Origin of the sequence: Mycoplasmopsis citelli, assembly GCF_900660645.1 — a bacterium.
GTDB classification, from domain to species: Bacteria; Bacillota_I; Bacilli_A; order Mycoplasmatales; family Metamycoplasmataceae; genus Mycoplasmopsis; species Mycoplasmopsis citelli.
In genome coordinates this window covers 692,463-715,282 of sequence record NZ_LR215036.1, presented here as the reverse complement: position 1 = coordinate 715,282, position 22,820 = coordinate 692,463, and the positions used below count along the sequence as shown (strand labels likewise).

General features: G+C 26.9%; 22 protein-coding genes and 1 tRNA gene. 15 read left to right on the top strand and 8 right to left on the bottom strand.

The window, feature by feature from the left end; all coding sequences use genetic code 4:
• Positions 1-2: 2 nt before the first annotated feature.
• The 6 genes from EXC58_RS02595 to lysS form a co-directional block, all read right to left on the bottom strand.
• A complete protein-coding gene (locus EXC58_RS02595; RefSeq protein ID WP_129725487.1) occupies positions 3-302 on the bottom strand; it encodes a hypothetical protein in 300 nt (99 codons plus the stop codon).
• Complete coding sequence (locus EXC58_RS02590) at positions 295-966, bottom strand: hypothetical protein (protein WP_129725486.1); 672 nt, start codon at positions 964-966, stop codon at positions 295-297. The genes EXC58_RS02595 and EXC58_RS02590 overlap by 8 nt, the downstream gene beginning before the upstream one ends.
• Positions 966-1,595, bottom strand: a complete 630-nt coding sequence (locus EXC58_RS02585) for a hypothetical protein (RefSeq protein WP_129725485.1) — start codon at positions 1,593-1,595, stop codon at positions 966-968. The genes EXC58_RS02590 and EXC58_RS02585 overlap by 1 nt, the downstream gene beginning before the upstream one ends.
• Positions 1,558-2,238 (bottom strand): beta/alpha barrel domain-containing protein, encoded by a 681-nt coding sequence (locus tag EXC58_RS02580; protein WP_129725484.1) that lies wholly within the window; start codon positions 2,236-2,238, stop codon positions 1,558-1,560. Before EXC58_RS02580 ends, EXC58_RS02585 begins: the two co-directional genes overlap by 38 nt.
• Positions 2,239-2,416: 178 nt before the next feature.
• Positions 2,417-3,265: a Cof-type HAD-IIB family hydrolase gene (locus EXC58_RS02575; protein WP_129725483.1), complete on the bottom strand. Its 849-nt coding sequence runs from the start codon at positions 3,263-3,265 to the stop codon at positions 2,417-2,419.
• Positions 3,255-4,730, bottom strand: a complete 1,476-nt coding sequence (lysS, locus tag EXC58_RS02570; protein WP_129725482.1) for a lysine--tRNA ligase — start codon at positions 4,728-4,730, stop codon at positions 3,255-3,257. The genes EXC58_RS02575 and lysS overlap by 11 nt, the downstream gene beginning before the upstream one ends.
• A gap of 130 nt (positions 4,731-4,860) precedes the next feature.
• Between lysS and EXC58_RS02565 the strand changes: the two genes are divergently transcribed.
• Genes EXC58_RS02565 through rlmD form a run of 12 tightly spaced genes read left to right on the top strand, consistent with a single transcriptional unit; the run spans position 4,861 to position 16,937 of the window.
• Entirely contained in the window at positions 4,861-5,172 is a 312-nt protein-coding gene (locus EXC58_RS02565; RefSeq protein WP_165177541.1) for a hypothetical protein, read from the top strand.
• On the top strand, positions 5,165-6,796 hold the full coding sequence (locus tag EXC58_RS02560) for a DAK2 domain-containing protein (RefSeq protein WP_129725480.1): 1,632 nt from the start codon (positions 5,165-5,167) through the stop codon (positions 6,794-6,796). The genes EXC58_RS02565 and EXC58_RS02560 overlap by 8 nt, the downstream gene beginning before the upstream one ends.
• A 1-nt stretch (position 6,797) precedes the next feature.
• A complete protein-coding gene (gene plsX, locus EXC58_RS02555; RefSeq protein ID WP_129725479.1) occupies positions 6,798-7,778 on the top strand; it encodes a phosphate acyltransferase PlsX in 981 nt (326 codons plus the stop codon).
• Between the two features lie 2 nt (positions 7,779-7,780).
• On the top strand, positions 7,781-8,461 hold the full coding sequence (rnc, locus tag EXC58_RS02550) for a ribonuclease III (RefSeq protein ID WP_129725478.1): 681 nt from the start codon (positions 7,781-7,783) through the stop codon (positions 8,459-8,461).
• A 9-nt stretch (positions 8,462-8,470) separates the two neighbouring features.
• Positions 8,471-11,410, top strand: a complete 2,940-nt coding sequence (locus EXC58_RS02545) for an AAA family ATPase (protein ID WP_129725477.1) — start codon at positions 8,471-8,473, stop codon at positions 11,408-11,410.
• Positions 11,411-11,413: 3 nt separating this feature from the next.
• Entirely contained in the window at positions 11,414-11,854 is a 441-nt protein-coding gene (locus EXC58_RS02540; RefSeq protein WP_129725476.1) for a GAF domain-containing protein, read from the top strand.
• 55 nt (positions 11,855-11,909) lie between these two features.
• Positions 11,910-12,467, top strand: coding sequence for a peptide deformylase (gene def, locus EXC58_RS02535; protein ID WP_165177538.1), 558 nt, complete (start codon positions 11,910-11,912; stop codon positions 12,465-12,467).
• A gap of 2 nt (positions 12,468-12,469) precedes the next feature.
• Positions 12,470-13,615, top strand: coding sequence for an SWI/SNF complex subunit SWI3 (locus EXC58_RS02530; RefSeq protein WP_129725474.1), 1,146 nt, complete (start codon positions 12,470-12,472; stop codon positions 13,613-13,615).
• A 10-nt stretch (positions 13,616-13,625) separates the two neighbouring features.
• Positions 13,626-14,522, top strand: a complete 897-nt coding sequence (locus EXC58_RS02525) for an MSC_0882 family membrane protein (RefSeq protein ID WP_129725473.1) — start codon at positions 13,626-13,628, stop codon at positions 14,520-14,522.
• Positions 14,522-15,073 carry a DJ-1/PfpI family protein gene (locus EXC58_RS02520; protein ID WP_129725472.1) on the top strand — a complete coding sequence of 184 codons (552 nt, stop codon included), beginning with the start codon at positions 14,522-14,524 and terminating at the stop codon, positions 15,071-15,073. Before EXC58_RS02525 ends, EXC58_RS02520 begins: the two co-directional genes overlap by 1 nt.
• Positions 15,074-15,106: 33 nt before the next feature.
• Positions 15,107-15,649, top strand: a complete 543-nt coding sequence (rsmD, locus tag EXC58_RS02515; protein ID WP_129725471.1) for a 16S rRNA (guanine(966)-N(2))-methyltransferase RsmD — start codon at positions 15,107-15,109, stop codon at positions 15,647-15,649.
• Positions 15,612-16,937, top strand: coding sequence for a 23S rRNA (uracil(1939)-C(5))-methyltransferase RlmD (rlmD, locus tag EXC58_RS02510; protein ID WP_129725470.1), 1,326 nt, complete (start codon positions 15,612-15,614; stop codon positions 16,935-16,937). The genes rsmD and rlmD overlap by 38 nt, the downstream gene beginning before the upstream one ends.
• Positions 16,938-16,986: 49 nt before the next feature.
• Here rlmD and dcm read toward each other — a convergent pair whose 3' ends face one another.
• The gene (gene dcm / locus EXC58_RS02505; RefSeq protein WP_129725469.1) at positions 16,987-18,147 is read right to left on the bottom strand and encodes a DNA (cytosine-5-)-methyltransferase; all 1,161 of its coding nucleotides are present in this window, start codon (positions 18,145-18,147) and stop codon (positions 16,987-16,989) included.
• A gap of 104 nt (positions 18,148-18,251) precedes the next feature.
• On the opposite strand from dcm, the gene EXC58_RS02500 reads away from it, so the two are divergent.
• From EXC58_RS02500 to EXC58_RS02490, 3 genes are all read left to right on the top strand, one after another.
• Positions 18,252-19,160 carry a type II restriction endonuclease gene (locus EXC58_RS02500; RefSeq protein WP_223211620.1) on the top strand — a complete coding sequence of 303 codons (909 nt, stop codon included), beginning with the start codon at positions 18,252-18,254 and terminating at the stop codon, positions 19,158-19,160.
• Positions 19,161-19,221: 61 nt separating this feature from the next.
• Positions 19,222-19,848: a DUF6037 family protein gene (locus EXC58_RS02495; protein ID WP_129725467.1), complete on the top strand. Its 627-nt coding sequence runs from the start codon at positions 19,222-19,224 to the stop codon at positions 19,846-19,848.
• A 103-nt stretch (positions 19,849-19,951) separates the two neighbouring features.
• Positions 19,952-20,027, top strand: a tRNA-His gene (locus EXC58_RS02490).
• Positions 20,028-20,056: 29 nt separating this feature from the next.
• On the opposite strand, the gene EXC58_RS02485 is transcribed toward EXC58_RS02490, so the two are convergent.
• Entirely contained in the window at positions 20,057-22,651 is a 2,595-nt protein-coding gene (locus tag EXC58_RS02485) for a DNA topoisomerase IV subunit A (protein WP_129725466.1), read from the bottom strand.
• Between the last annotated feature and the right edge of the window lie 169 nt (positions 22,652-22,820).

Sequence of the window (22,820 nt, the reverse complement as noted above, 5' to 3'; positions counted from 1 at the left end):
CCTTAATTGTTTAAAAATGCGACTAACATAAATAGTGTAAACAAAAGTATAAGCATTATTATAAATGCAAGAAAAATTCATTTACCAGCTTTGCTTGAAGTTTTGGTTTTAACTTCTTTAGGTACAGGAAGAGATTTTAAATAAAAAAACTTGTTTGGATTTTTAGCTAAAATCAACGATTCTTGTTCTTTTTGCTGATACAAATTTTTAATTTGTTCCTCAGATAAAGAATGTAAATATTCTTCATTTATTTCATATTTATAAATTAGATGCTCAATCATTTGTTCTTTTGTATTATTCATCTTTACCTCAATTTTTAAAAGCTTTAACTGATTGGGAGATTATTTGAATATAAAAAGTTAAATACTTATTTAAGATGTAGAATTTTTTGTATTTTAAATAAGCTAAAATAAAATTCAAATGTTGGTTATGATAATTTTCAATTAAATAATTTTTAGTTTGAATATAAACATGTTTATAAATTTTATAGTTCATTAAATAATCAATTGCAATAACAAAAAGAAAAATAAGCAAGAATAAAATTGAAAATATTCATAATCCAAACATCAACAAAATTCATGAAGCTGTTAACGAAACTAGACCAATTATTTTAAAAAATAATTCTATTTTTTGGTCCTGAATTTGTGTAAATTGAGTTATTTTTCATAAAAAAACAATATTCACAAGAGAATAAATATTTGAATCTAAAAATTGTTCATTTAAATAAATCACTTTTTTAGATGAATTAAAATTTTGTTTAAAAAAATGTGTATTTAAAGATATTTTAAAGTTACAATTATATTTATTTGAAAGTGCTGATTTTATTTTTGTTAAAACAGATTCATAATACTGAATCTTTATTTTTTGATATTTTATTTTTAAATTAAACCCATAAACATAATATGCAAATAATTGAATTAGTAAAATTACAATCAAAAATAAAGACCCGTAAATACTAAAATTCATTATTTGTTAGAATTTCCCTTAAATAGGTTGTTTTTCAAAAAAATATCAATTACTTTTTCGATATGTAAATTTTGATCATTGTTCTCTAAAATTTCTTCATTTAATTCATTTATATTCATACAACGATATCTAGTTTGATTATCAATTTGTTCTAAATTAAGATTCTCATCAATAAAAATCACTACTTCATAGTTATTTTTAAATCTTCTATTTAATCATCCGCTCATTTGATTAAGTCAATTAGTTTCTCATTTATCCTTTTTTATTCATTTTTTATTTTTTAAAACATATATTCCATTATCATTAATTTCAATTTTATTTTGAGTATCTTTAATTAAATCACTCAGAACATAAATTTTGCTTTTACAAATAACAATTCCCGAAAAGAGTGTGTATTTATTTTTAGAGAAAGGATTTTTAACTAAAATATTACTTAAAACAAATGCATTATTTAATGAATTTAATATTCTTAGCTTATCGATAGTGTCTTTTGTTGTATGTCCGATATTATTACTTTTGTAAATAACTTTTTTAGTAATTTTTAAATAAATTCTTCAAATAATAACAGCAATAAGAATTAAAACTAAAATACTACTTAAGATAATTGTCGTTAGAGTTAGAAAATTCATTAAAATTATCCTTTCATCAATTAAAAAATATAGAAATATTACCTTTAAATGAAAAAATTATCGATCCTCCAACAGCAACATCTACATGATTTTTTGAAAATTCTATTGCATTATTAGTTCTTAGTCCACCATCTGAATATATTTCAATATTCGAATTAATATTTTTTATTTCTTTGATTTTACTAAGCAAGTTAATATTTAAAGGTTGTCCAGTTCCACCGATTTTATCAATGGTCATTACAAGAATTTTTTGTGATTCTAAAATAATATTTTTGAAATCATTGGGATTATTTAAAGCTTCTAGCATAATTCCAAATGATATATTTGGATAATTACTCACTAATTGCTGAAATTTATTAAAATCCACTAAATTTGAAGGAAGAAAAATAGTTTTAAATCCCACTTGAATTAATTTATCTACTAATTTTATTGGTTCAGATGTCATTACATGAGCATCAAAATGAACATTTGGATATCTTTTGATTAAAGCTGATGCTTGTTCAAAAGTAGCTCCAAAATTTTCAACAAAAATTCCATCCATAAAATCCATATGAATGTGCTTTAAACCTAATTTTGTTAATTTATCAAATATTTTTAGTGCTTTAAATGTATCAACAGCACAAAAAGAAAGTGCAAATTTCATTGTTAATTCCTAACTATCCAAAATGATTATATATATATATATATATATATATATAAGAAGTAAAAAGTTGATTTTTACATACATTTTTAGGGGGTGTTCCATATTTTTTCCACATTTACTACAATTTATTTTCATTCAATGAAAAACGAAAAAAGAACAAACTTAGTAAAGTTTGTTCTTAATTAGTTTGGTTTATTAATTCAAATATTTTTTTACCTATAGTATCACTTTCGTGATCTCCGATAATTTCACTTGCTATATTTTTTGCTTCCGGAGTTCCATTTGACATACAGAAACCAAAACGAGAATTTCGTAACATTTCGCAATCATTACCACTATCTCCAAATGCAATTAAATTCTCTTTAGATAAATTTAAATTTCCTAATAACTTCTTAATTCCTTGATATTTAGAAATTCCAATTGGATTTATATCTGTGTAATTAAAATTAGTTAAACAAACAATTGCTTGGTCTTTAAGTTCTTCTTTTAACTTGTTAGTTACTATTGGTCAAAGCTCCGTTGAACTTTTTAATGACATTTGTAAAAGATTAGTTGAATTTAAATTCGAAAGATCATCACACTGTTCTAATTTTAATCGATTAAAGATTTTTAAGCGTTTTTTCTCATCATCGGTCATTCATGTAGGATATTGATTTTGATTTTTAGTAGCAACTAATGTACCATTTAGAACATCAGTATCAAAATTTAATAATAATTCATGTTCTAATGCATATTTTCTAACTTTATAATAAACTTCTTTTGAGAGTTTTCCATAAATATTGATTTTATCGTTATTTACGTCTCAAATTATCGAACCATTTGAACACACAGCAAAATGAATATTTTGAATTATTTTATTTTTAATTAAATGTTTAACTTTTAAAATTCCTCGTCCGGTTGCAAGCACATTATAATGTCCTTTTTGCTCACTGTATGTAAGAGCTTGTTGAGTAAGAGGATCAATTGTCCCGTTTCTTTTTAATAAAGTACCATCTAAGTCAAAAGCAAATAAATATTTATTTTGCATTGTGTTTTCTTTTCATAGTAGGGAATAATAGAACGTCTCGAATTGAATCTTTTTCAGTTAAAAGCATAGTTAAACGGTCAATGCCAATTCCACATCCACCAGCTGGAGGGAATCCATATTCAAGAGCTTCGACAAAGTCTCAGTCAATATCACTAGCTTCATCATTTCCGCTATTTTTTTCATTTAACTGATCTTCAAAACGTTTTAATTGATCTATTGGATCACTAAGCTCAGTGTACATATTTGCGTATTCTTTAGTGTTAATAAATAACTCTGCTCTTTCGGTAAAACGTGGATCTTCGCTTTTTGCTGTTAGTGGAGAAATCTCAATTGGATGCCCAGTTACAAAAGTTGGTTGGATTAATGTTTCTTCAATTAAAGCTTCAAAAAGTTCGTTGATAATATGACCTAATTTAAAGAATTTTTCTACTTTAATTTTGTGTTTTTGAGCTATTTGAACTGCTTGTGCAAAATCAATATTTCGAAAATCTACCCCTGTAGCTTGAGAAACTGCATCAACCATGTTTATTCTTTGAAATGGTTGATCTAAATTTATCTGCACCCCTTTATTAATTACTTTTTCTTTTCCAAGTTTTTTAGCAATACTTTTAATTAATTCTTCTGTGCGATTCATCATTCCTTCTAAGTTTGAGTAAGCTTCATAAAACTCTATTGAAGTAAATTCAGGATTATGGGTTGTATCTATTCCTTCGTTTCGAAAAATTCTTCCAATTTCATAAACTCGATCAACTCCACCAACTAAAAGTTTTTTAAGTGGAATTTCTGTAGCAATTCGTAAAATAAACTCTTGATCAAGAGCATTATGAAAGGTTTTGAAAGGTTTAGCACTAGCTCCAGAAAGATAATCATGCAAAAAAGGAGTCTCAACTTCCATGTATTCAAGATTGTCAAAATAATCACGAATTGCACTAATGATTTTGCTTCTAATTCAAAAAGTTTTTAAACTCTCTTCATTAACAATTAAATCAACATATCTATGACGATATCTTTCTTCAACATCAGCAAGACCATGGTATTTATCAGGAAGAGGTTTGAGTGCTTTAGTAAGTAACTTAATATTAGTTGCTTTTAAAGTTACTTCACCAGTGTGAGTTTTCATTGCCACACCTTCAACATAAATAATGTCCCCTAAATCAAAAGTAGCAACAAATTTTCCAAGTTCTTCATTTGCTTTTTTATTAAAGTAAACTTGAATTTTTCCGTGATAATCCTTAACTAAAATAAAAGGACCTCTCATAGTTAAAATCCGACCAGTAATAGCGTATTTTGTTAATTTTTCTTCTAATTGTTCTTTTGAAAACTCTAAATTTTCATTAATTATTTGGTCAGAATAAGTTAATTTTTCTAAATCATTTGCTTTTGCAAAAGGATTGATATTTAATTCTTTATAAGTTTGTAATTTATTTCTTCTTATTTGTTCTTGTTCAGTGAGTTTATTCTCCATTTTGGTCTCCTTATGAGTATTTTTTAATTATATTAAATTTATATCCATCTTAAATTATTTATAAGCCCGTAAATTGATAAAAAAATGTAAAATATAAATAAAATTATAATTTTTAAATTAGGAGGCTAACGTGGAACTTTTTCAAATGAAAAAACTTTTTGTTTTGAAATTATCTTCAGTTCCTGGAATTGTTAATATTCAAGCAAATCAAGAATCCCAAACTTCAGAAATTCAAAACGAGTCATTAGACCCTATGGATTGAGTTGAAGTTTTTTTAACCCCTAATGGTTGAAGTTTTGTTGCTAGCATTAAAGTTTTAAATGCAATTTCAGTTAAACCTCTTATGGAAGAACTTTATAGTCAAATTAATTACGAATTAGAAAAACAAAAAGAAAAAATAAGCAATATAACCATTTTTATCAGAGGTGTAAAAAATGTCTAAAAATATTAATGGGAAAGAACTTGCTCAAGCTCTGCTTTCAGGAGCTAATGCACTACTGAATACAAAAAATCAAATTGATGCTTTAAACGTATTTCCAGTTCCAGATGGAGATACTGGAACAAATATGGCTGCTACTATTGGTGGGGCAGTTGTTAATTTAATGAAAGTTTCCACCCAAAATACTGCAGAAGTCCTTGCACAGGTGGCAAATGATATGCTATATGAAGCTCGTGGTAACTCGGGAGTGATTTTAAGTCAGATTTTTAAGGGTTTTGCTTTAGGGGTTTTTGATAAAGAAACGTTAAATACTCATGATTTAACACTTGCTTTTAAAGGAGCGGCGGCACGAGCTTATAAAGCTGTTTATAAACCAGTAGAAGGGACAATCTTAAGTGTTATTCGCGAAGTTGCTGAAAATTTAAGTGAAAAATATAGTGATTCTAACGAAGATATTGAGAATCTATTTGCAGATGCAGTTATTTTTGCTCGTAAAAGTTGTGATAACACACCAAATTCTTTAAAAATTTTAAAAGAAGTTGGTGTTACTGATTCAGGAGCAGAAGGTTTATATAAAATCTTATGAGGAATTAATGAGTATTTTTTAGGAAAGCCTGTTCAAAAAAGTGACAAAAGTGAAGATATTGCAAATTTTATTTCTGAAACAGAAACTTATGATGGAGAATTTGGTTATTGCACTGAGTTTTTAATTGAACTTAATGACTTAGAAAGTTTTGATAAAGAAAAATTTATTAAAAAATTAGAAAAAGTCGCCACTTCTTTAGTTGTTGTTCAAGATGATAATTTATTAAAAGTTCATGGACATGCATTAAGACCTGGAGACATGCTTAATATTTCACAAAAACAAGGTGAATTTATTAAAATAAAATCAGAAAATATGACCTTACAGGCTAATAATTCCAAAGCTCAATCTGAAGAATTTGCAAAAGCTCAAGAAAAAAACAAAAGAGTAAAAAATGCAATTATTTCATGTAATTTAGGAAGTGGAATTATTAAAATAATGAAAGATAATAATTGTGATCATGTTATTGAAAGTGGCCAATCTCAAAATCCTTCTGCACAAGAAATAATTCAAGCAATTCAACATGTTAATGCAGAAAATGTGTTTATTTTGCCAAATAATAAAAATATAACATTAGTAGCTCAGCAAGCAGCTGTAGCTACTAAAAATTGCAATGTAATTGTTATTCCAACAAAAACTCAACTTGAAGGGTTAACCGCACTTTTACATTATAATCCTAAAAATAAAGTTAAAGATAATGTTTTGAATCTTAAAAGTGCAATTAAAGGAGTTAATTCTGGTGAAGTTACAACTGCTGTAAGAACGGCAAAAATTAATGGAATTAAAATCAAAGAAGGTGATTATCTAGGAATTGCAAATGGAAAAATTGTTTCTTCAACCCAAAGTTCAATTAATGCAGCTAAACAAATCATGAGTAGATTGATTAATAAAAAAAGCGAAATTGTAACAATTTTTTATGGAGTTGATTCAAGCTATTCAGATGCTGAAGAAGTTTCTAATTATATCTCTTCAAAATGGGACATTGAAGTTGAAATTTTTGAAGGAAACCAACCCAATTATCATTTTTTAATAGGAGTTGATTAAAATGTATAAATATTCAATTGGATTTGACATAAATGGAAATGATAATGGACCTGTAGCTGCTTTAGAGGCAGCTAAAGAATTTGCTCTTGCAAATAAAGATACAAAAATTGTGCTTGTTGGAGATATTCAAAAGTTAAATATCCACAATTTACCTGATAATATAAAATTAATTGATAATCCAAATGTACCGAGTGATCCAAAAAATTTAAAACAGTCTTTAAAAGAAAATACCTCAATGAACGAAATTATTAATTTATACGAAAGTGGTGCAGTACAAAGTTTATTATCTTCAGGAGATAGTGGAAGTTATATTTCTGCATTAACATTAAAAATTCGTCGCTTAAAAGGAATTTCTCGTCCGGCATTTATGCCTGTTGCAAATGCTATTAATGGAAGAAAATTTGTTTTTTTGGATGTTGGAGCTAATTTAGATGTAAAGTCGCAATGACTTGAAGAATGAGCCATTTTAGCATCGATTTTTTATAAAACTATGTTTAATGAACCTACTCCCAAAGTAGCTCTTTTAAATATTGGAGTTGAAGATTATAAAGGACTAATTCCCACAAAAGAAGCACATGAAAATTTAAAAAACAATAGAAATATTAATTATTTGGGTTTTCAAGAAACTAGGGATTTATTTCGAGGATATTTTGATGTTGCTATTATTGATGGATACGGTGGAAATTTAGTGCTTAAAAGTTATGAAGGAGCAGTTTTAACTCTTATAGATTCACTTAAATCAAGCATTAATAAAACTTTAAAACGTAAAATTGGTGGCTTACTTGTTAAAGATGCTTTTAAGGATGTTATGAAAATTTTAGATTATCGTAATGTCGGAAGTGCTTGAGTACTTGGGGTTAATTGTTTAGCTTTAAAAACTCATGGATCAAGTGATAAGAAAAGTTATCTTTCAGCTTTAAATCAGCTTAAAGATGCTTTAAAAAAAGATTTATTAAATAAAATAGTGAAAGAAATTAATTAAATATGAATATAACAAAAGCCAAAACACTTGAAGAATTTTTAAAATTCCATGAAATTAACCCAAAAAATCACAAACTTTATTTTTGTGCAATTACCCACTCTTCTTATGTTGCTTTAAAAAAAGGACTAAATAGCTATGAACAATTAGAGTTTTTAGGAGATTCAATTTTAAATTTTTTATCAAGTGAATATATTTTTCGCAAATACACAAATTTAGAACCTGGAAAACAAACTCGAGTTCGTTCAACTGCCGTTAGAACTGAGACCTTAGCTGAATTATCTGAAAAATTAGGACTGGTTGATATTTTAAAAACAGGAGTAAAACAAACTGAAAGTGATGTTAAAAAATCATTAAAAGTTAAAGCTGATGTTTTTGAATCAATGCTTGGAGCGATCTATTTAGACCAAGGATTAAAAGTCGCTAAAAAATTTCTTGAAAAATACATTTTTCCAGTCATTGATAAAGTTCATGCACAAAGCAATAAAGATTCAAAAACTACATTACAGGAATATATTCAAAGCTTTTCTAAAGATGGAGTGACTTATAGTGTTTCACAATATGATGATAAAAAGTTTATAGCTAAAGTAATTTATGATAAACAAGTTTTTGGTGTAGGGATTGGGAATTCAAAAAAAGAAGCTGAGCAAATTGCAGCCCAAGATGCTTTAAATAAACTTAAGTAAAGGATAAAAATGAAATTAATTAAAATAGAAGCTCACGGATTTAAGTCTTTTGCCGATCCAGTTATTTTAAGATTTGATGGTGGAGTTGCAGGAATTGTGGGTCCAAATGGTTCGGGGAAAAGCAACATTAACGATGCCATTAAGTGAGTCTTAGGAGAACAAAGTGCAAAAGAATTACGTGGAGATGAAATGAAAGACGTAATTTTTGCTGGTTCTAAAACCACAAAACCTCTTGATAAAGCCACTGTAACTTTAACATTCGAAAACAAAGATGGACTTACTTCATATGAGGGAGAAACTATTTCAATTACTCGTTCTTTAGATCGAAATAAATCTTTAAATGAGTATTTTATTAATGGACAAGCTGCTCGCCATAAAGATATTAAAGCTATTGCGATGGAAACTGGGATTGGAAAAAGCTCACTTGCAATTATTTCACAAGGAACTGTTAGTGATATTGCTCAAGCAAGCGATGAAGCTCGTAGAGGAATTTTTGAAGAAGCTGCAGGAGTTTCAAAATATAAATTTAGAAAAAACGAATCGCTTCGAAAATTAGAAAAAACCGATGAATCTTTAAAAGTTATTGGCGCACATGTTAGTGAATTAGAAAAACAACTTGAACCACTTAAAAAACAAGCGGAAAAGGCTTTAATTTATAAAGAAAAAACTGCTCAGTTAAAAAATGTTGAAATTGCTTATTTAGCTGAAGAAATTGTTAGATTAAACGATCATGTTTCATTATTAAAAAGCGATATTGAAGGTGTTGAAGAAACTAAAAGTGATTACAGCAATAAAATCGAAGAATATAACATAAAAATTAACCAAAGAAAAGTTGAACAAGGTGATTTAAATAAAAGAATTTCAGAGCTTTCAGCAAAGAAAAATGCTTCTGAAAGTCGTTTAAATGAACTTAAAATTATTTATGGTAAAGAAACAGCAAGAAGAGATTTAATCGCTTCTGGTGAAATGCAAGTTGATTTAAAAGAAAAAAAAGAAGCGCTTCAACAATCTTATCTTGAACAAAAACAAATATTAAAATATTTGTATCAAACCCAAGAAGAAACAAAATCTAAAAAACATCAAACCCAAGAAAAATTGGTCCAAGTCAATGTTGCTATTAATGACTTACAAACAAAAATTACCAATTTAACCAGAAAAAAGCATGAAATTGAAACTCAAATTAAAATTTTAAACTCAAAAAAAGAAAGTAGAAGCAATCTTTATAAAGGGACTAGAACAATTTTAGATAATTCGCACAATTTTAAGGGATTAAAAGGAATTGTTGGAGATTTACTTAAAGTTGAAAAACAATATACCACTGCTGTTGAAGCAATTCTTGCTTCAAGCATTCAGCATGTTGTAGTGGATAATTCTGAAACAGCAGTTAAAGCTATTGAGTTTTTAAAAGTAAATAACGGTGGAAGAGCAACCTTTATTCCGCTAAATTCAATTAAAGAAAAATTTATTAGAGATGATTATTTACTTGTTGCAAAAAATAATTTAGGTTTTATTGGTGTTGCTAGTGAACTTGTTAAAGTTGAACCAAAATATGAAATTTTAAATAAATTTTTACTTGGGAATACTGTCGTAGTTAATAATATCGATTCAGCCAACAAAATTTCAAAAATACTAGATAAAAAATATTTAGTTGTAACTTTAGATGGAGATCTTGTTCGTCCTGGTGGAATAATGGTTGGAGGAACAAAACAAGAAAGTGATGATATTTTAGGACTTGAAGATAAAATTAAAGAATTAGAAAATCTTATTCCGGGAATTATTGCTCTTGAGCGAAAAAATCTTAATGATATTGAAGAATTAAAAAATCAAAGCATTAATTTACAAAATTACGTATCATCATACGGAAACGAAATTTCAGCATCAGAAATTTCAATCAAACATACTCAACAAAAATTAGATAAAATCCAATCAGAGTTTTCAATTATTGGTGATGATTTATCAAAAATTAATGGACAAACTATTAATACAACTATCGAGCGAATTAATCAGCTTGAATTAGAACTTAAAAATTATGTATTTGAATTGAGCGTCCTTTTACAGCAAAAACATAAAATTGATGCAGAAATTGAGCAATTAAATGAACTGAGAAATGAAGCTAATAAGTTATTTAGTCAGCTTACAGAATCATTTAGCAAAAAACTTTATGATGCTCGAAAATCTGCAGATACTTTAGCACAACACCGTTTAAGACTAGCGAGCTTTTATAATCTAACTTTAGAAAACGCATCAGCAAATTATAAATTAGAAATCCCTGCAGAAAAAGCTTTAGAAGTAATTACCGAACTTAAGCAAGAAATTAGTGCATTAGGAAATGTCAATTTAGATTCAATTGCTCAACTTGAAGAAGTAGAAGAAAAATACAATATATATGTAACTAATCGAAATGAGTTAGAAGAAGCTAAAGAAACAGTTTTAAACGCAATTGCAGAGCTTGATAAAATCATTATTACTCGTTTAACTAATATTGTTAATGATGTAAATGTGGAGTTTGAAAATGTTTTTAGATCAATGTTTGGTGGTGGAAGTGCTGAAGTTAAATTTGTCAATCCAAGCGATATTTTAGAAAGCGGAATTTCTATTTATGCACAACCACCTGGTAAAAGTGTTAAAAATTTAAAACTTTTCTCAGGTGGAGAAAAGTCATTAATTGCTATTTCGTTATTATTTGCGATTTTAAAAGCTCGCCCACTACCACTTTGTATTTTAGATGAAGTTGAAGCTGCTCTTGATGAATCAAATGTAGTGAGATATGCCAATTACTTACAAGAACTCAAAAAACAAACTCAATTTATTGTTATTACTCACCGTCATGGAACTATGTCTAGAGTTGATCATTTATTTGGTGCAACAATGCAAAATCGGGGAGTTACAAGCTTTTTCTCAGTTAAACTATCTGAGGCTGAAAAATTAATTCAAAAAAATAAGGAATAATTTATGAAAGATTATCAAAACTTAATTGCTGGAGAGAAGAAAATTTATAGCATCTTAGCCAACACTTCAGCATATATTTGAGAAAAATATGCAAATTTAAATTGAGCAGGCTTTTATGTTAATGAAGATAATTGTTTATATTTGCATGCTTTTCAAGGAAAAGTTGCTTGTTCAAGTATTGAATTTAATCGAGGAGTTTGTGGGCATGCCGCTACAACTAGAAAAACCGTTGTAGTAGATGATGTAAATAGTTTTGAAGATCATATTGTTTGTGATATTAATTCAAAAAGTGAAGTTGTTATTCCTATTATTGTGGATGAACAATTATTTGGAGTACTTGATATTGATGCACCAGTTATTGCACGTTTTGATAAACAAACTGTTAGTGAACTTGAGCAATTAGTTCAAATATTACAAAGAGAAATTGCAAACTTATTAAGGTAGCAAAATAAATCAGAAACTAAGGGATAAAAATCCCTTTTTTAGTAAAATTAAACATATGAAAAAATTTGATGTAAAAATTGTCAATTTGCCTGATGAAGTTTTGCGTAAAAAATCAATTGATGTACCACTTCCATTAAGTGAAGAAGATATTCAATTAGCAGAAAAAATGATTTATCACATTGACGATTCTCAAAAAGAAGGAAGTGAATTTAGAGCTGGGGTTGGAGTTGCAGCGGTGCAATATGGAGTTTTAAAAAACGTTTTTTATGTTTATTTACCAGACAAAAATGGAAATGCAGTTTTTAAAGATGTTTTATTTAATCCTAAAATTGTGCGTAAAAGCGATCAATTAGTTGCTTTATCTCAAGGAGAAGGATGCTTATCAGTTCCTGAAGAGTGACCAAATCAAGAAGGTTATGTACCTCGAAGCAACAAAATCACAGTCCAAGCTTATAGTTACACCAAACAAGGCATTTATACCTTTGATTTAACGGGATATTTAGCTATTATTTTTCAACATGAGTTAGATCATCTTCAAGGAAAACTTTTTATTGATCGAATCAATAAAAAAGATCCATGAAAAAAACCAAATAGGAGAACAATTTTAATTTAAACATGAATGAACAAGGAACTAAGATCTTAGATCAGATTATTAACTTTTTAAATGGTGGTGCCGGAATTGGTATTCTTGCAAGTGCATCATTATGGATTATTTTAACAGGAATTATTGGAGGATTTTTTTATCGCTGAAAATTCCTAATTACTGTTGGAATATCTTTGATTATTGGAATGGCCGCTGCACCTATTTCAGCATCAATTTTACAAACATTCCTTAAAAATGTGGATAAAGATTATCAAGAAGCAGTTGAAAGAATATTACATTTTGCTCCAATATACTTTTCTTTAGCAGTGTTTTTTGCTCTTTATAGTATTTCATTTATTATTTTTACCATTATTTGTCTTGCTAAATTTAAAGTATTAAGAAATGCAAGAAAATCAAAAATTTGAAAAAGAGTTTTATATGGAGTTGGAACTGGAAGCTTAATGGTACTTCCTGCAGTTGCACTTTCAGCTTCATTACAAACCAAAAACAAACAAAATGACGGATTTAGTAGATTTAGCATAGGGTTTATGACTTTTTTTCAAAGTGAAAATCCTTCAATTTTCTTAAGTCAACTCAAAAATATTTCTAAATTATCAAAATTAGTAACTGATCCTAAAATTACAGAAGCTTTAAATAAAGATTACAGTAAATTAACTAAAGAAGAAAAAGAACAAATTCAAGAAGATGTTGTTAAACCACTTGCTAATTTACTTAATGATCCTGATTCAAGAAAAGAATCGCTTGAAATTTTAGCCAAAACTAAAATTACAGAAGGAAAAACTGTTAGTGAACTTACCAGTTCATATTCACCAGAAATTAAAAAAGCCGAAGAAGAATTAATTAAAAACAACGCAGAATATAAAAAAGCCGTTGAATCAAATAATGAACAGGCTAAAAAAGAAATTTTAATTAAAGAAGTTAATAAACAATTAGATAATCAACTTAAAAATGGTGATTTATCTTCAGAATTAAAGCTAGTTTCAGATTCAGTAGGATTACTCAATGATGATGCTAAAAAAGATGTTATTGCTTGAATTGGAACCTCAGTTGATAAACAGCTTGGTAAAGATAGCGGATTTTCAAAAGATATATTAGATAGTGTTTTAGCTCATTTAAATCAAAGCGTTCAATCTACAGAAAACAAGGAAAATAATTAATCTAAAAAATATGTTTCAGCCTAAAAATTCTAATGATACTGTTGAAATGTATTCAAGCAATGAGTTGCAAAAACATATAAATGAGCAAGAAAAAATTATTAACAAATATCAAGATCCTCAACAAACCCTTTCACCTGTTACCTATAAGGTGATTCAAAAAGAAAAAAGAATTTTAAAAATAACAGCAATTTTTTGAATTTTAATTATTTTAGCCACATTAGCTAGTGCTTTAAGCAATTATTTAATCAATACTAGAATTGAACCTTCTTCTGGAATTTTTAATTGAATACTCATTGGAATTGCTTTTGTTTTAAGTGTTTATATGCTTTTTAAAAAGCTTATTAGAATTAAAGATTTTAAAAATATAGAAAAAAGATATCGAGAAAATGTTGTAATAGGAGATATTGCTGCTAGCACAGTTTTTGCGGACTTATATAAATCCTTATCAAAAAGAGTAGTTACTTATACTTGATTGTATGTTTTCTTTATGACTTTTTTTGCTTTAAATTTACTTTTTCTATTCTTGTTAAATCGAGCAGGATTATGAGAATTTAAAACCTCTCCAGAAAGTTCATTTAGGATTGAATTTACTATTAATTTTAAAAAAATGTTTACATCATGATTTGGGAATACTAATGCAGTTTTAATTATTGGATTAGTTATTGTTATTTTAATAACCATTCTTTATTTATATTTAAATTTATATAATCGAAGCAGAATTTTTGATGTTAAATCACTAATTGTCCATGATTCAGCCCAATTTATAACTGAAGCAGACCAAGCAAAAAAAAGTTTAAATAAAGCTTGAAGAAACACATATATTATTATTTTTATTCTTGTTTATGTCTTGCCGTTTGCGTTATTTTTATTCTTACTTTGAAGAGGAATAATTAGAAGGAAAAAATAATGAAAATTTTAGTTGTTTTAGAAAATAGATTTAATGATATTGAATTAACCAACCCACTTTCATGTTTAAGAAGAGCCGATGAAAAACTTGAAATTGATTATTATCACCCAAGTTTGAAAAGTATCAAAAGTCAGTATGGACTTTTTGAAATTACTAATATTAAAAATCTAGTTAATTTAGATGATTATGATTTACTCTTTATTCCTGGAGGATATGCAGCTCAACTTTTAAGAAGTAATGAAGAAGCCTTAAAACTTATTTCTACATTTAAAGGACCTATTGCTGCTATTTGTGATGCTCCTAATACTCTTAGAGAACACAATTTAATTGATCAAAATACCCCCTATTCAGGATATCCAAGTCAATGATCTGAAGAATTAAGAAGTTTAAATTATAAGCCAGATTATGTGACTAATTTATTAAAAGATAAAAAACTTATCACTGCTCGATGTGCAGATGCTGGAATGCAGCTTGGATATGAATTAGTTGAACATTTTTACGGTCAAAAAGCTTTAGAAAAAGTTCATTTAGCTATGAGAACCACAAAATAGCACTTAAGGTGCTATTTTTTAAAAAGGAGTAAAATGTTAAGAATTATTTCAGGAATTTACAAAAATAAAAAAATTAATCAACCTCAAAAAGAATTAACACGAGCAACTACTGAAAAAGTCCGTGAAGCAGTTTTTGGAAGTTTGCATTTTAAAATTCAAGGTGCAAAATGTTTAGATTTATTTTCTGGTAGTGGAGCTTGAAGCATTGAAGCAGAAAGTCGAGGAGCTTCAGAAATTGTAGCAATAGAGAAAAACAGGAGTGTTTTTACAGTTATTTTAAATAATTTAAATTTACTTAAAACTAAAAATATCAAAGCACTTAATATTAATGCTCTTGAATACCTTCAAAAAAGTTCTGAAAAGTTTGATTTTATATTTATTGATGCCCCTTTTAAAAATGTAGATTTGGTAAATGATAGCCTAAATTTAATTGCTGATAAAAATCTTTTAAATGAAGATGGAGAAATTATTATCGAAACAGACATGTATAAAGAAATAGTTATTCCTTCAAATATGAAAATTTATAAGCAAAAACATCATGGTAGAATCGAGCTACTTTATGTGTGCTGAAGTTAAATTTAAAAGCAATTGTATTGAGTTAAGCTATGAAGGATATGGGGTAGCAATATATCAAGGAAAACGCATTTTTGTGCCTAATTTTTTCCCTAGTGAAGAAGCAATTATTAAAATTACCAAGATTTATTCTAATTATGGATATGGTGTTGTTGAAAGTTGAATTAAGCAAAGTTTGTATCGAAATAAAAATCATATATCCACAAATTCTGCATCTTTAATAAACTTACAATACTCAGAACAATTAAAGTGAAAAGAGCATTATTTAAACAAATTATTAACTAGAAACTTAAATATTGATCAAAAAATAATTCAGCCAATTATTGCTAGCCATGATGTTTTACACTATCGAAATAAAGCTAGGTATAGTTTATTAATAGAAAATCAAAAAGTTTTTTATGGCGAATATTTAAATAAAAGCAAAACTTTAGTGAAAGTTAGTGATTTTTCACTTAATAAAATTAAGTTAAATGATATTTTAAGTTTTGTTTTAGAAAAACTTAATTTAATTTATCAAAACAAACCTGATAAGGTTAAATTTATTAAAGAAATTACTTTTAGGATAAATGGAAATAATCAAGTCCAAATATTATTTAGTTTACATTCAGATTATGATTTACCAAATAAGCTTATTAATTTATTAAATGAAAATCCTTTTATTGTTCAATTATGTGTAGAAAAGAAAAATATTAGTAAACAAATTTTTAAAAAAGAAGATTTTACAATTAGCTTATTTAATAAGAAATTTAATTTAGATACAGATAATTTTTTTCAAGTTAATTTAAATGTTTTTGAAAAAATCTTAATCAATATTGAAAAATATTTAATAAAAAATCATCAAAATAAAACTTTAATTGATGCTTATTGTGGAGTGGGTGTTTTTTCGCAAATTTTTAATTTATATTTTAACCAATTAATTGGAATTGAAATAAATCAAAAGTCAATTAAGTATGCACAAAGTAACGCAAAACTTAATCAAGTTAATAATGTATTTTATTTTGATGGTAAGGTTGAAAATATTATTAATCAAAAACTAATATCTACAAAAAACAGTACTTTAATAATTGATCCACCACGTGCAGGGTTAGATATTAAAGTAATAAATTGAATTGTTAAGAAAAATATTTCGGAAGTAATTTATCTGTCATGCGATCCACGAACACTAACAAGAGATTTAAAAGAATTTATTGTTAATGGTTATGAAATTAATCAAATAATACCTTTTGATATGTTTCCTAATACTCATCATATTGAAACTTTAGTTTTCTTAAAAAATATTAGTTTAAAATAAAGAATAAAAATCAAGCAAAGATTGCATGATTTGATTATTTTTTATCTCTTTACTTATTTAAAATTTTTAATATTTCTTTTGCAATTGCATTAATTACTGGTACAGCTACAGAATTTCCGAATTGCTTATAACTTTGTGTATTACTTACAGGAATTATAAATTCTTCAGGGAAACCTTGAAGTCGAGCTGCTTCTCTTGGTGTTAGTTTACGAGGATTTTTATCTTTTTGTTGAATTAAAATTTCGCTACCATCTTTATAATAACGAGCTGAAATAGTATTTGTGTAAGGACTATCTTCATTAAATATTGAATAGCCAAATCCGTTACCTTTTTTCTTGTTTTCGATTTTTCTTTTTTGATGCCCTTTTCATAAAAGATCAGAAATTGTGTATTTGTCACTTACATTTTTTTCTAAAATATCACCAAGTTTTATTTTCTTTTTAGAAGTTCTTGGAAAATTAAATTTTTCATAATTTTTAACTTTATTTTTATGAAATCCAACAATATAAATTCTTTCTCTATTTTGTGGAACACCAAAATCTTTTGCTTTTAAAAGAGAGTAATAAACACGATAATTTAATGATTCAAGTATATTTAAAATAGTTTTAAAAGTTTTCCCCTTATCATGTGAGATTAAATTTCTGACATTTTCAAGTAAAAAACATTTTGGTTTTTTATCTGAGAGAATTCGTGCAATTTCAAAAAACAAAGTTCCTCTTGAGTCCTCAAATCCTAATTTTTTACCAGCTTGTGAAAAAGCTTGACAAGGAAAACCCCCGACTAAAATATCGTGATTTGGAATATTTTTGCTATCAATTTTAGTAATATCTCCATCCGGAGTATCTCCAAAGTTAGAACGATAAGTTTTAATGGCAAACTTATCGATTTCACTACTAAAAACAACTTTTGTTTGCTTGGTTAAATGAAACCCTAATCGTGTTCCGCCTATTCCTGAAAATAAGTCAATCATGGAAAATTTTGCACTTTCATTATTAGGAAAGGGAGCTATTTCAGGAAAATTCAATATTTGTTTTAGTTCTAAATATGAAGGTTTAGATTCGCCTCTCTCTCATCTTCGAATTGTTCTATCGCCATATTTTGACATGCCAACTGCATCAGCAAGTTCTTTTTGAGTCATATTAAGTTTAAGTCTTTTATTTTTAATTTGCTCAGATATTAAATAAATTGAATTTTGCGTTAAATTGGACATTTTTACCTCCGATATGATAAAAATGGCATAAATAAAGGACAATATGTCCTATATATAACCTAATACAAAATAATTTTACACTAAATTTTAAAATGAGGTTTAAATTGAAGACAACAAAATTACAAGATTATAAAAAAATCATCAAAATGGAACGAAATAAATTTTTTGATGCACCTTTTGATTTAGCTTATAAAAATTTCGTCAATCTAGGATATGATAAAAAAACTAGACGTTTTTTTAAAGAAAATGCTAGTGAAATTGTAGAAAATTTAAGATCTAGTTGTTGAAAAGATTTTCTTAATACTGAAAAGAAATTTAACATAAAAATGTTTAATGTTTTAATTAATCAAAAATACGCTAACTCATTATTTCCAAATGAAGCAATAACTAATTTTCTTAACGAATATAGTGATTATATTTATGAACTAATTCTCTCTAATACACAAAGTAGAAGAAGTAGAGCCGGCAAAGAATTTGAATCTATTATTGAATTGTTATTAATGGGGGCTGAAATTAAATTTGAAAGCCAAGGGATTCTCACCATAGATCGATTTACAAAAAAAGAAATGGGTAAAATGATTGATTTAGTTTTACCAGGTGTAATTGAATTTAATATTGATAAAACAAACATAATTATAATTAGCGCTAAAACTACATTAAGAGAACGTTGACAAGAGGTTGTTGAAGAAATGTCAAGAACAGGAGCAAAGGAAATTATCCTTGCTACTTTAGATGAGAAAATAAATGAAAAACTTTTCACTTTTCTAAGTGAAAAGAATATTAAGATTGCAACAACTAAAAAAATTAAAGAGGATAAATATAAAAATAATTCCATAGTATTAACTTTTGAAGATTTAATAAAAAGGGGCTTAAGGAATATGGAAAAATGAAAAAACTATAAATTTAATAGTGACAAAAAAGAATTGATAAAAAATTTGTATATTAAACAAATAGAAAAACATAGAGATCATAAATTTGTTGTTGATTTTTACAAAGATAAATTAAATGAATAAAAAAGAATAATTATAAATTTAAGTTTGCTAAAATTAAAAATAATAGAAAATTGGGGAAAATATGAATATAAACATAATAAAACTAATTGATGATATGAATTACAAAGAAATAAAAACAGTTTATTTTAAATTTAATTACAAAAATTTAAAATACTATGTTTCTTTAAAAAAATTAGATAATCTAGAACCTAGATTTCGAAAAGACTCTTTATACAAATTAACTTTTAGTAAAAGAGAAGATATTTCTAAAGAATTCATTTGTGAATCTGAAGGAAAATTCATATGAATAGGATGAGAAAGATTTAACGAATTTAGAGAATATTTTGGTATTGAATTAAAAGATACTAAAACAAATTTAATAAAAAATTTTGCTAGTTATTTTTTTAGTAATATTCCAAATAAGGTACCAGAAGCTAATAAAGATATTGAAAAATTTTTAAACTTAAGTAAATCAGATTCGATAGCTTCAGATGATCCTAGAAAAATTTACTGCATTGGTGTGAGAAGAAATTCTAAAGGTAGAAAGAGAACAGAATTTAATTTGGTTAAAACAAAATTATTAAAAGAAAAACTTTATAACTATTTTAAGGATGATGATTCTATAAGTTTTCTCTATTCCAGATTTATTGAACATAATAAAACTGTTAATGAAATTTTAGATGCTTTTACAAAAAAATTAAAAAAATAAAATTTAATAAATATTTAAATAAAGAGAATTTATTATTTATTCTTGATGTATTTTATTATCTCTCTCATTATTTTTGCTTTGTGGTATAATAATCTTACAACTGGCAAATGTGGTGAAGCGGTTAACACAGCGGGTTGTGGTCCCGTCATGCGCGAGTTCGAATCTCGTCATTTGCCCCATTTAATAAAAACGCCCCTAAAGGACGTTTTTATTTTTTAATTTTACTTAGGGTTTCATTAACTTTTGCAAGTAGCTTATCTAAATCACTTTCTAAATTATCTAAATTAGATTCAGTAAGTCGAAATTCTTTTTGTTCTTGCTCAAGGTTTTTAGCATCAAAAAGTTCTTTGGAATGAATTTCTAAATCTTGAGTTTGATAGTTTTTCTTAATTTTTACTTTATATAAATTATCAACGGTAATTTCAATTAATTCAGGATTTGCTTGTGAAAAAGAATATTTTTTAATTGGATCTAAAAAAGTGTTTCCACTTTGATTTTTAATCAAAAGCATATCAGTATCTCGAGTTGGGTAAATATCAGAAATATTAAAGGAAGTATTTTTGAAATGATCTTTAAAAATAGCTTTTCCTTTAATGTTTTTTGGAACAATTGGGATTTTTTTTGAACGCATTTTCTTTAAAAATCCATCATCAGTAATGAAAGTAATCACATCATCACTACCAGCAATAGTAAAATTATTGACCGTATCACTTAGGGAAAGATATATCCCTTTGTTTCCTTTTGCTTTAGGTCCATAAAGTCCTAATTCATTTTCTGAATATTTACTTGAAAGCCCATTTTTTGTGATGATAATAATATCTTTAGTTCCATTACTTAAACATGCATTAACCACTAAATCTCCTGGAGCAAGAGTCATAGCAGTATAAGTTTTATTTAAACGGGAAACTTGAAATTGTTTTAAAGGAGTTTTTTTAAACATTCCATCTTTGGTTCCTAAAACAACAAAAACATTGCTTTCTCAATTAGAAACTTCAATAATAGAAACAATTTCTTCACTTGGTTTAGTATCAACAAAATCACTTAAATGCATTCCTAAGTCTTTTCATTTGCATTCTTGAATTTGATAAACTGGAATAAGTGCATAATTACCTAAATTAGTGATTATTAAAAACTGATTTAAAGTATTAGCTTTTTCATAATGAATTAAATAATCTTCTTCTTTGAGAACATAATTGGCAAAATCATTAGCATCAGCAACTCGTTGAGAAATGCGTTTTAAATATCCGTGCTTTGAAATTCCGATAATAACTTCCTCAGCTTTGATAAGATCGGTTTTTTGGTAGTTAAATTCATATTCATCAGCTAAAATTGTGGTTTTTCGCTCAGTTGCAAATTCTTTTTTAATTTCTAATAATGCATTAATGATAAATTTATTGAATGCTTTAGAATCTTCTAATAGTAAGTTAATTTTAGAAATTTGCTCTTCTAAAAAAGCTTTTTCTTTTAAAAATTCTTCTTTATCAGTTTTACTTAAACGATAAAGTTTCATTTCTGCAATGGCAGTAGCTTGGTTTAAACTAAATTCAAAAAATTCCATTAAATCTTTAATAACTCCAGCTTTAGAACCTTGAGCTTTTCGAATAACTTTAATTACTTGATCAGTAATTTCGCTTACTTTGATAAACCCAAGTACCAGTTCAAGACGAAGTTGATTTTTGGCTAGATCATATTGTAAAGTTTTAGTTTTAATATCTTTAACATGATCGATATAACTTTCAATTAAAAGCATTAAATTAGCGGTTATAGGTGAGTTATTTAAAATAACGGTATTATTGTAGTTATAAAATACTTGTAGACTGGTTTTTTGGTATAAATAGGAAACAATACTATTTTCATTTGCGTCTGCTTCAAGAGTAATTAAAATACTAATTCCATTACGATCTGATTGGTCTTTAACTTCAATAAAACCATCAATTTGCTCATTTGATGCTAAATTTTCAATTTCATATACTAATGAGGATTTAATCACTCCATATGGAATTTCAGTAATTTCAATAAATTTATTTTTCCCTTTAACAAAAACATTATAACGACTAAAAAGACGAATTTTTTCTTTATTATTTTTTCCTATATCAAGTGCTTCCAAAATTCCTTTATTTCCATGAATAATTCCGCCAGTAGGAAAATCAGGTCCTTGCACAATTTGTGATAATTCATCAAAAGTAAGTGAAGGTTTTTTAATTTTTGCAATTGCTGCATCAATAATTTCACCTAAATTATGTGGAGGCATTTCAGTAGCCATTCCAATTGCAATTCCCTTAGTTCCGTTGATTAATAAATTCGGCAAAATGCTTGGAAGAACTTCGGGTTCAATTTCTGAATCGTCAAAATTAGGAACAAAATTAACGGTATTTTTCTTAATATCACCCAAAATATAATTAGCAATTTTAGCCATTTTCACTTCGGTATAACGCATAGCAGCTGCTGGATCATCATCAAGAGAACCGACATTTCCATGCATATCAAGCAAAGGGATGTTCATTTTTCACCATTGAGCCATATTAACCATTGCTTCATAAACTGATGAATCTCCATGAGGGTGGTATTTACCAATTACATCTCCAACAATCCGAGCTGATTTTTTATATGCTTTATCATTGGTTAATCCAAGTGAGTGCATTGCATATAAAATTCTACGTTGTACTGGTTTTAAACCATCTCGAACATCTGGAAGAGCTCTTTGTTGGATAACATACTTTGAATAGCGTCCAAATCCTTTTTCAAGAAGTTTGTCAACTGAATTTTGAATAATTTTTTCTAATCTTTTATTAATATTACTCATTGTATTTTAATTTTACTTTAAAGACAGAAAAATAAAAGCATTCAAAAATAAACTATGACAAGTTTCCTTAATCACAGTTTATCTAATTTTGAATTAGTGAAACAAATTAATGTTCAAGATTATTGAATTTCAATGTTATTATGAAGTTGAATATATTTTTGTTCTTTAG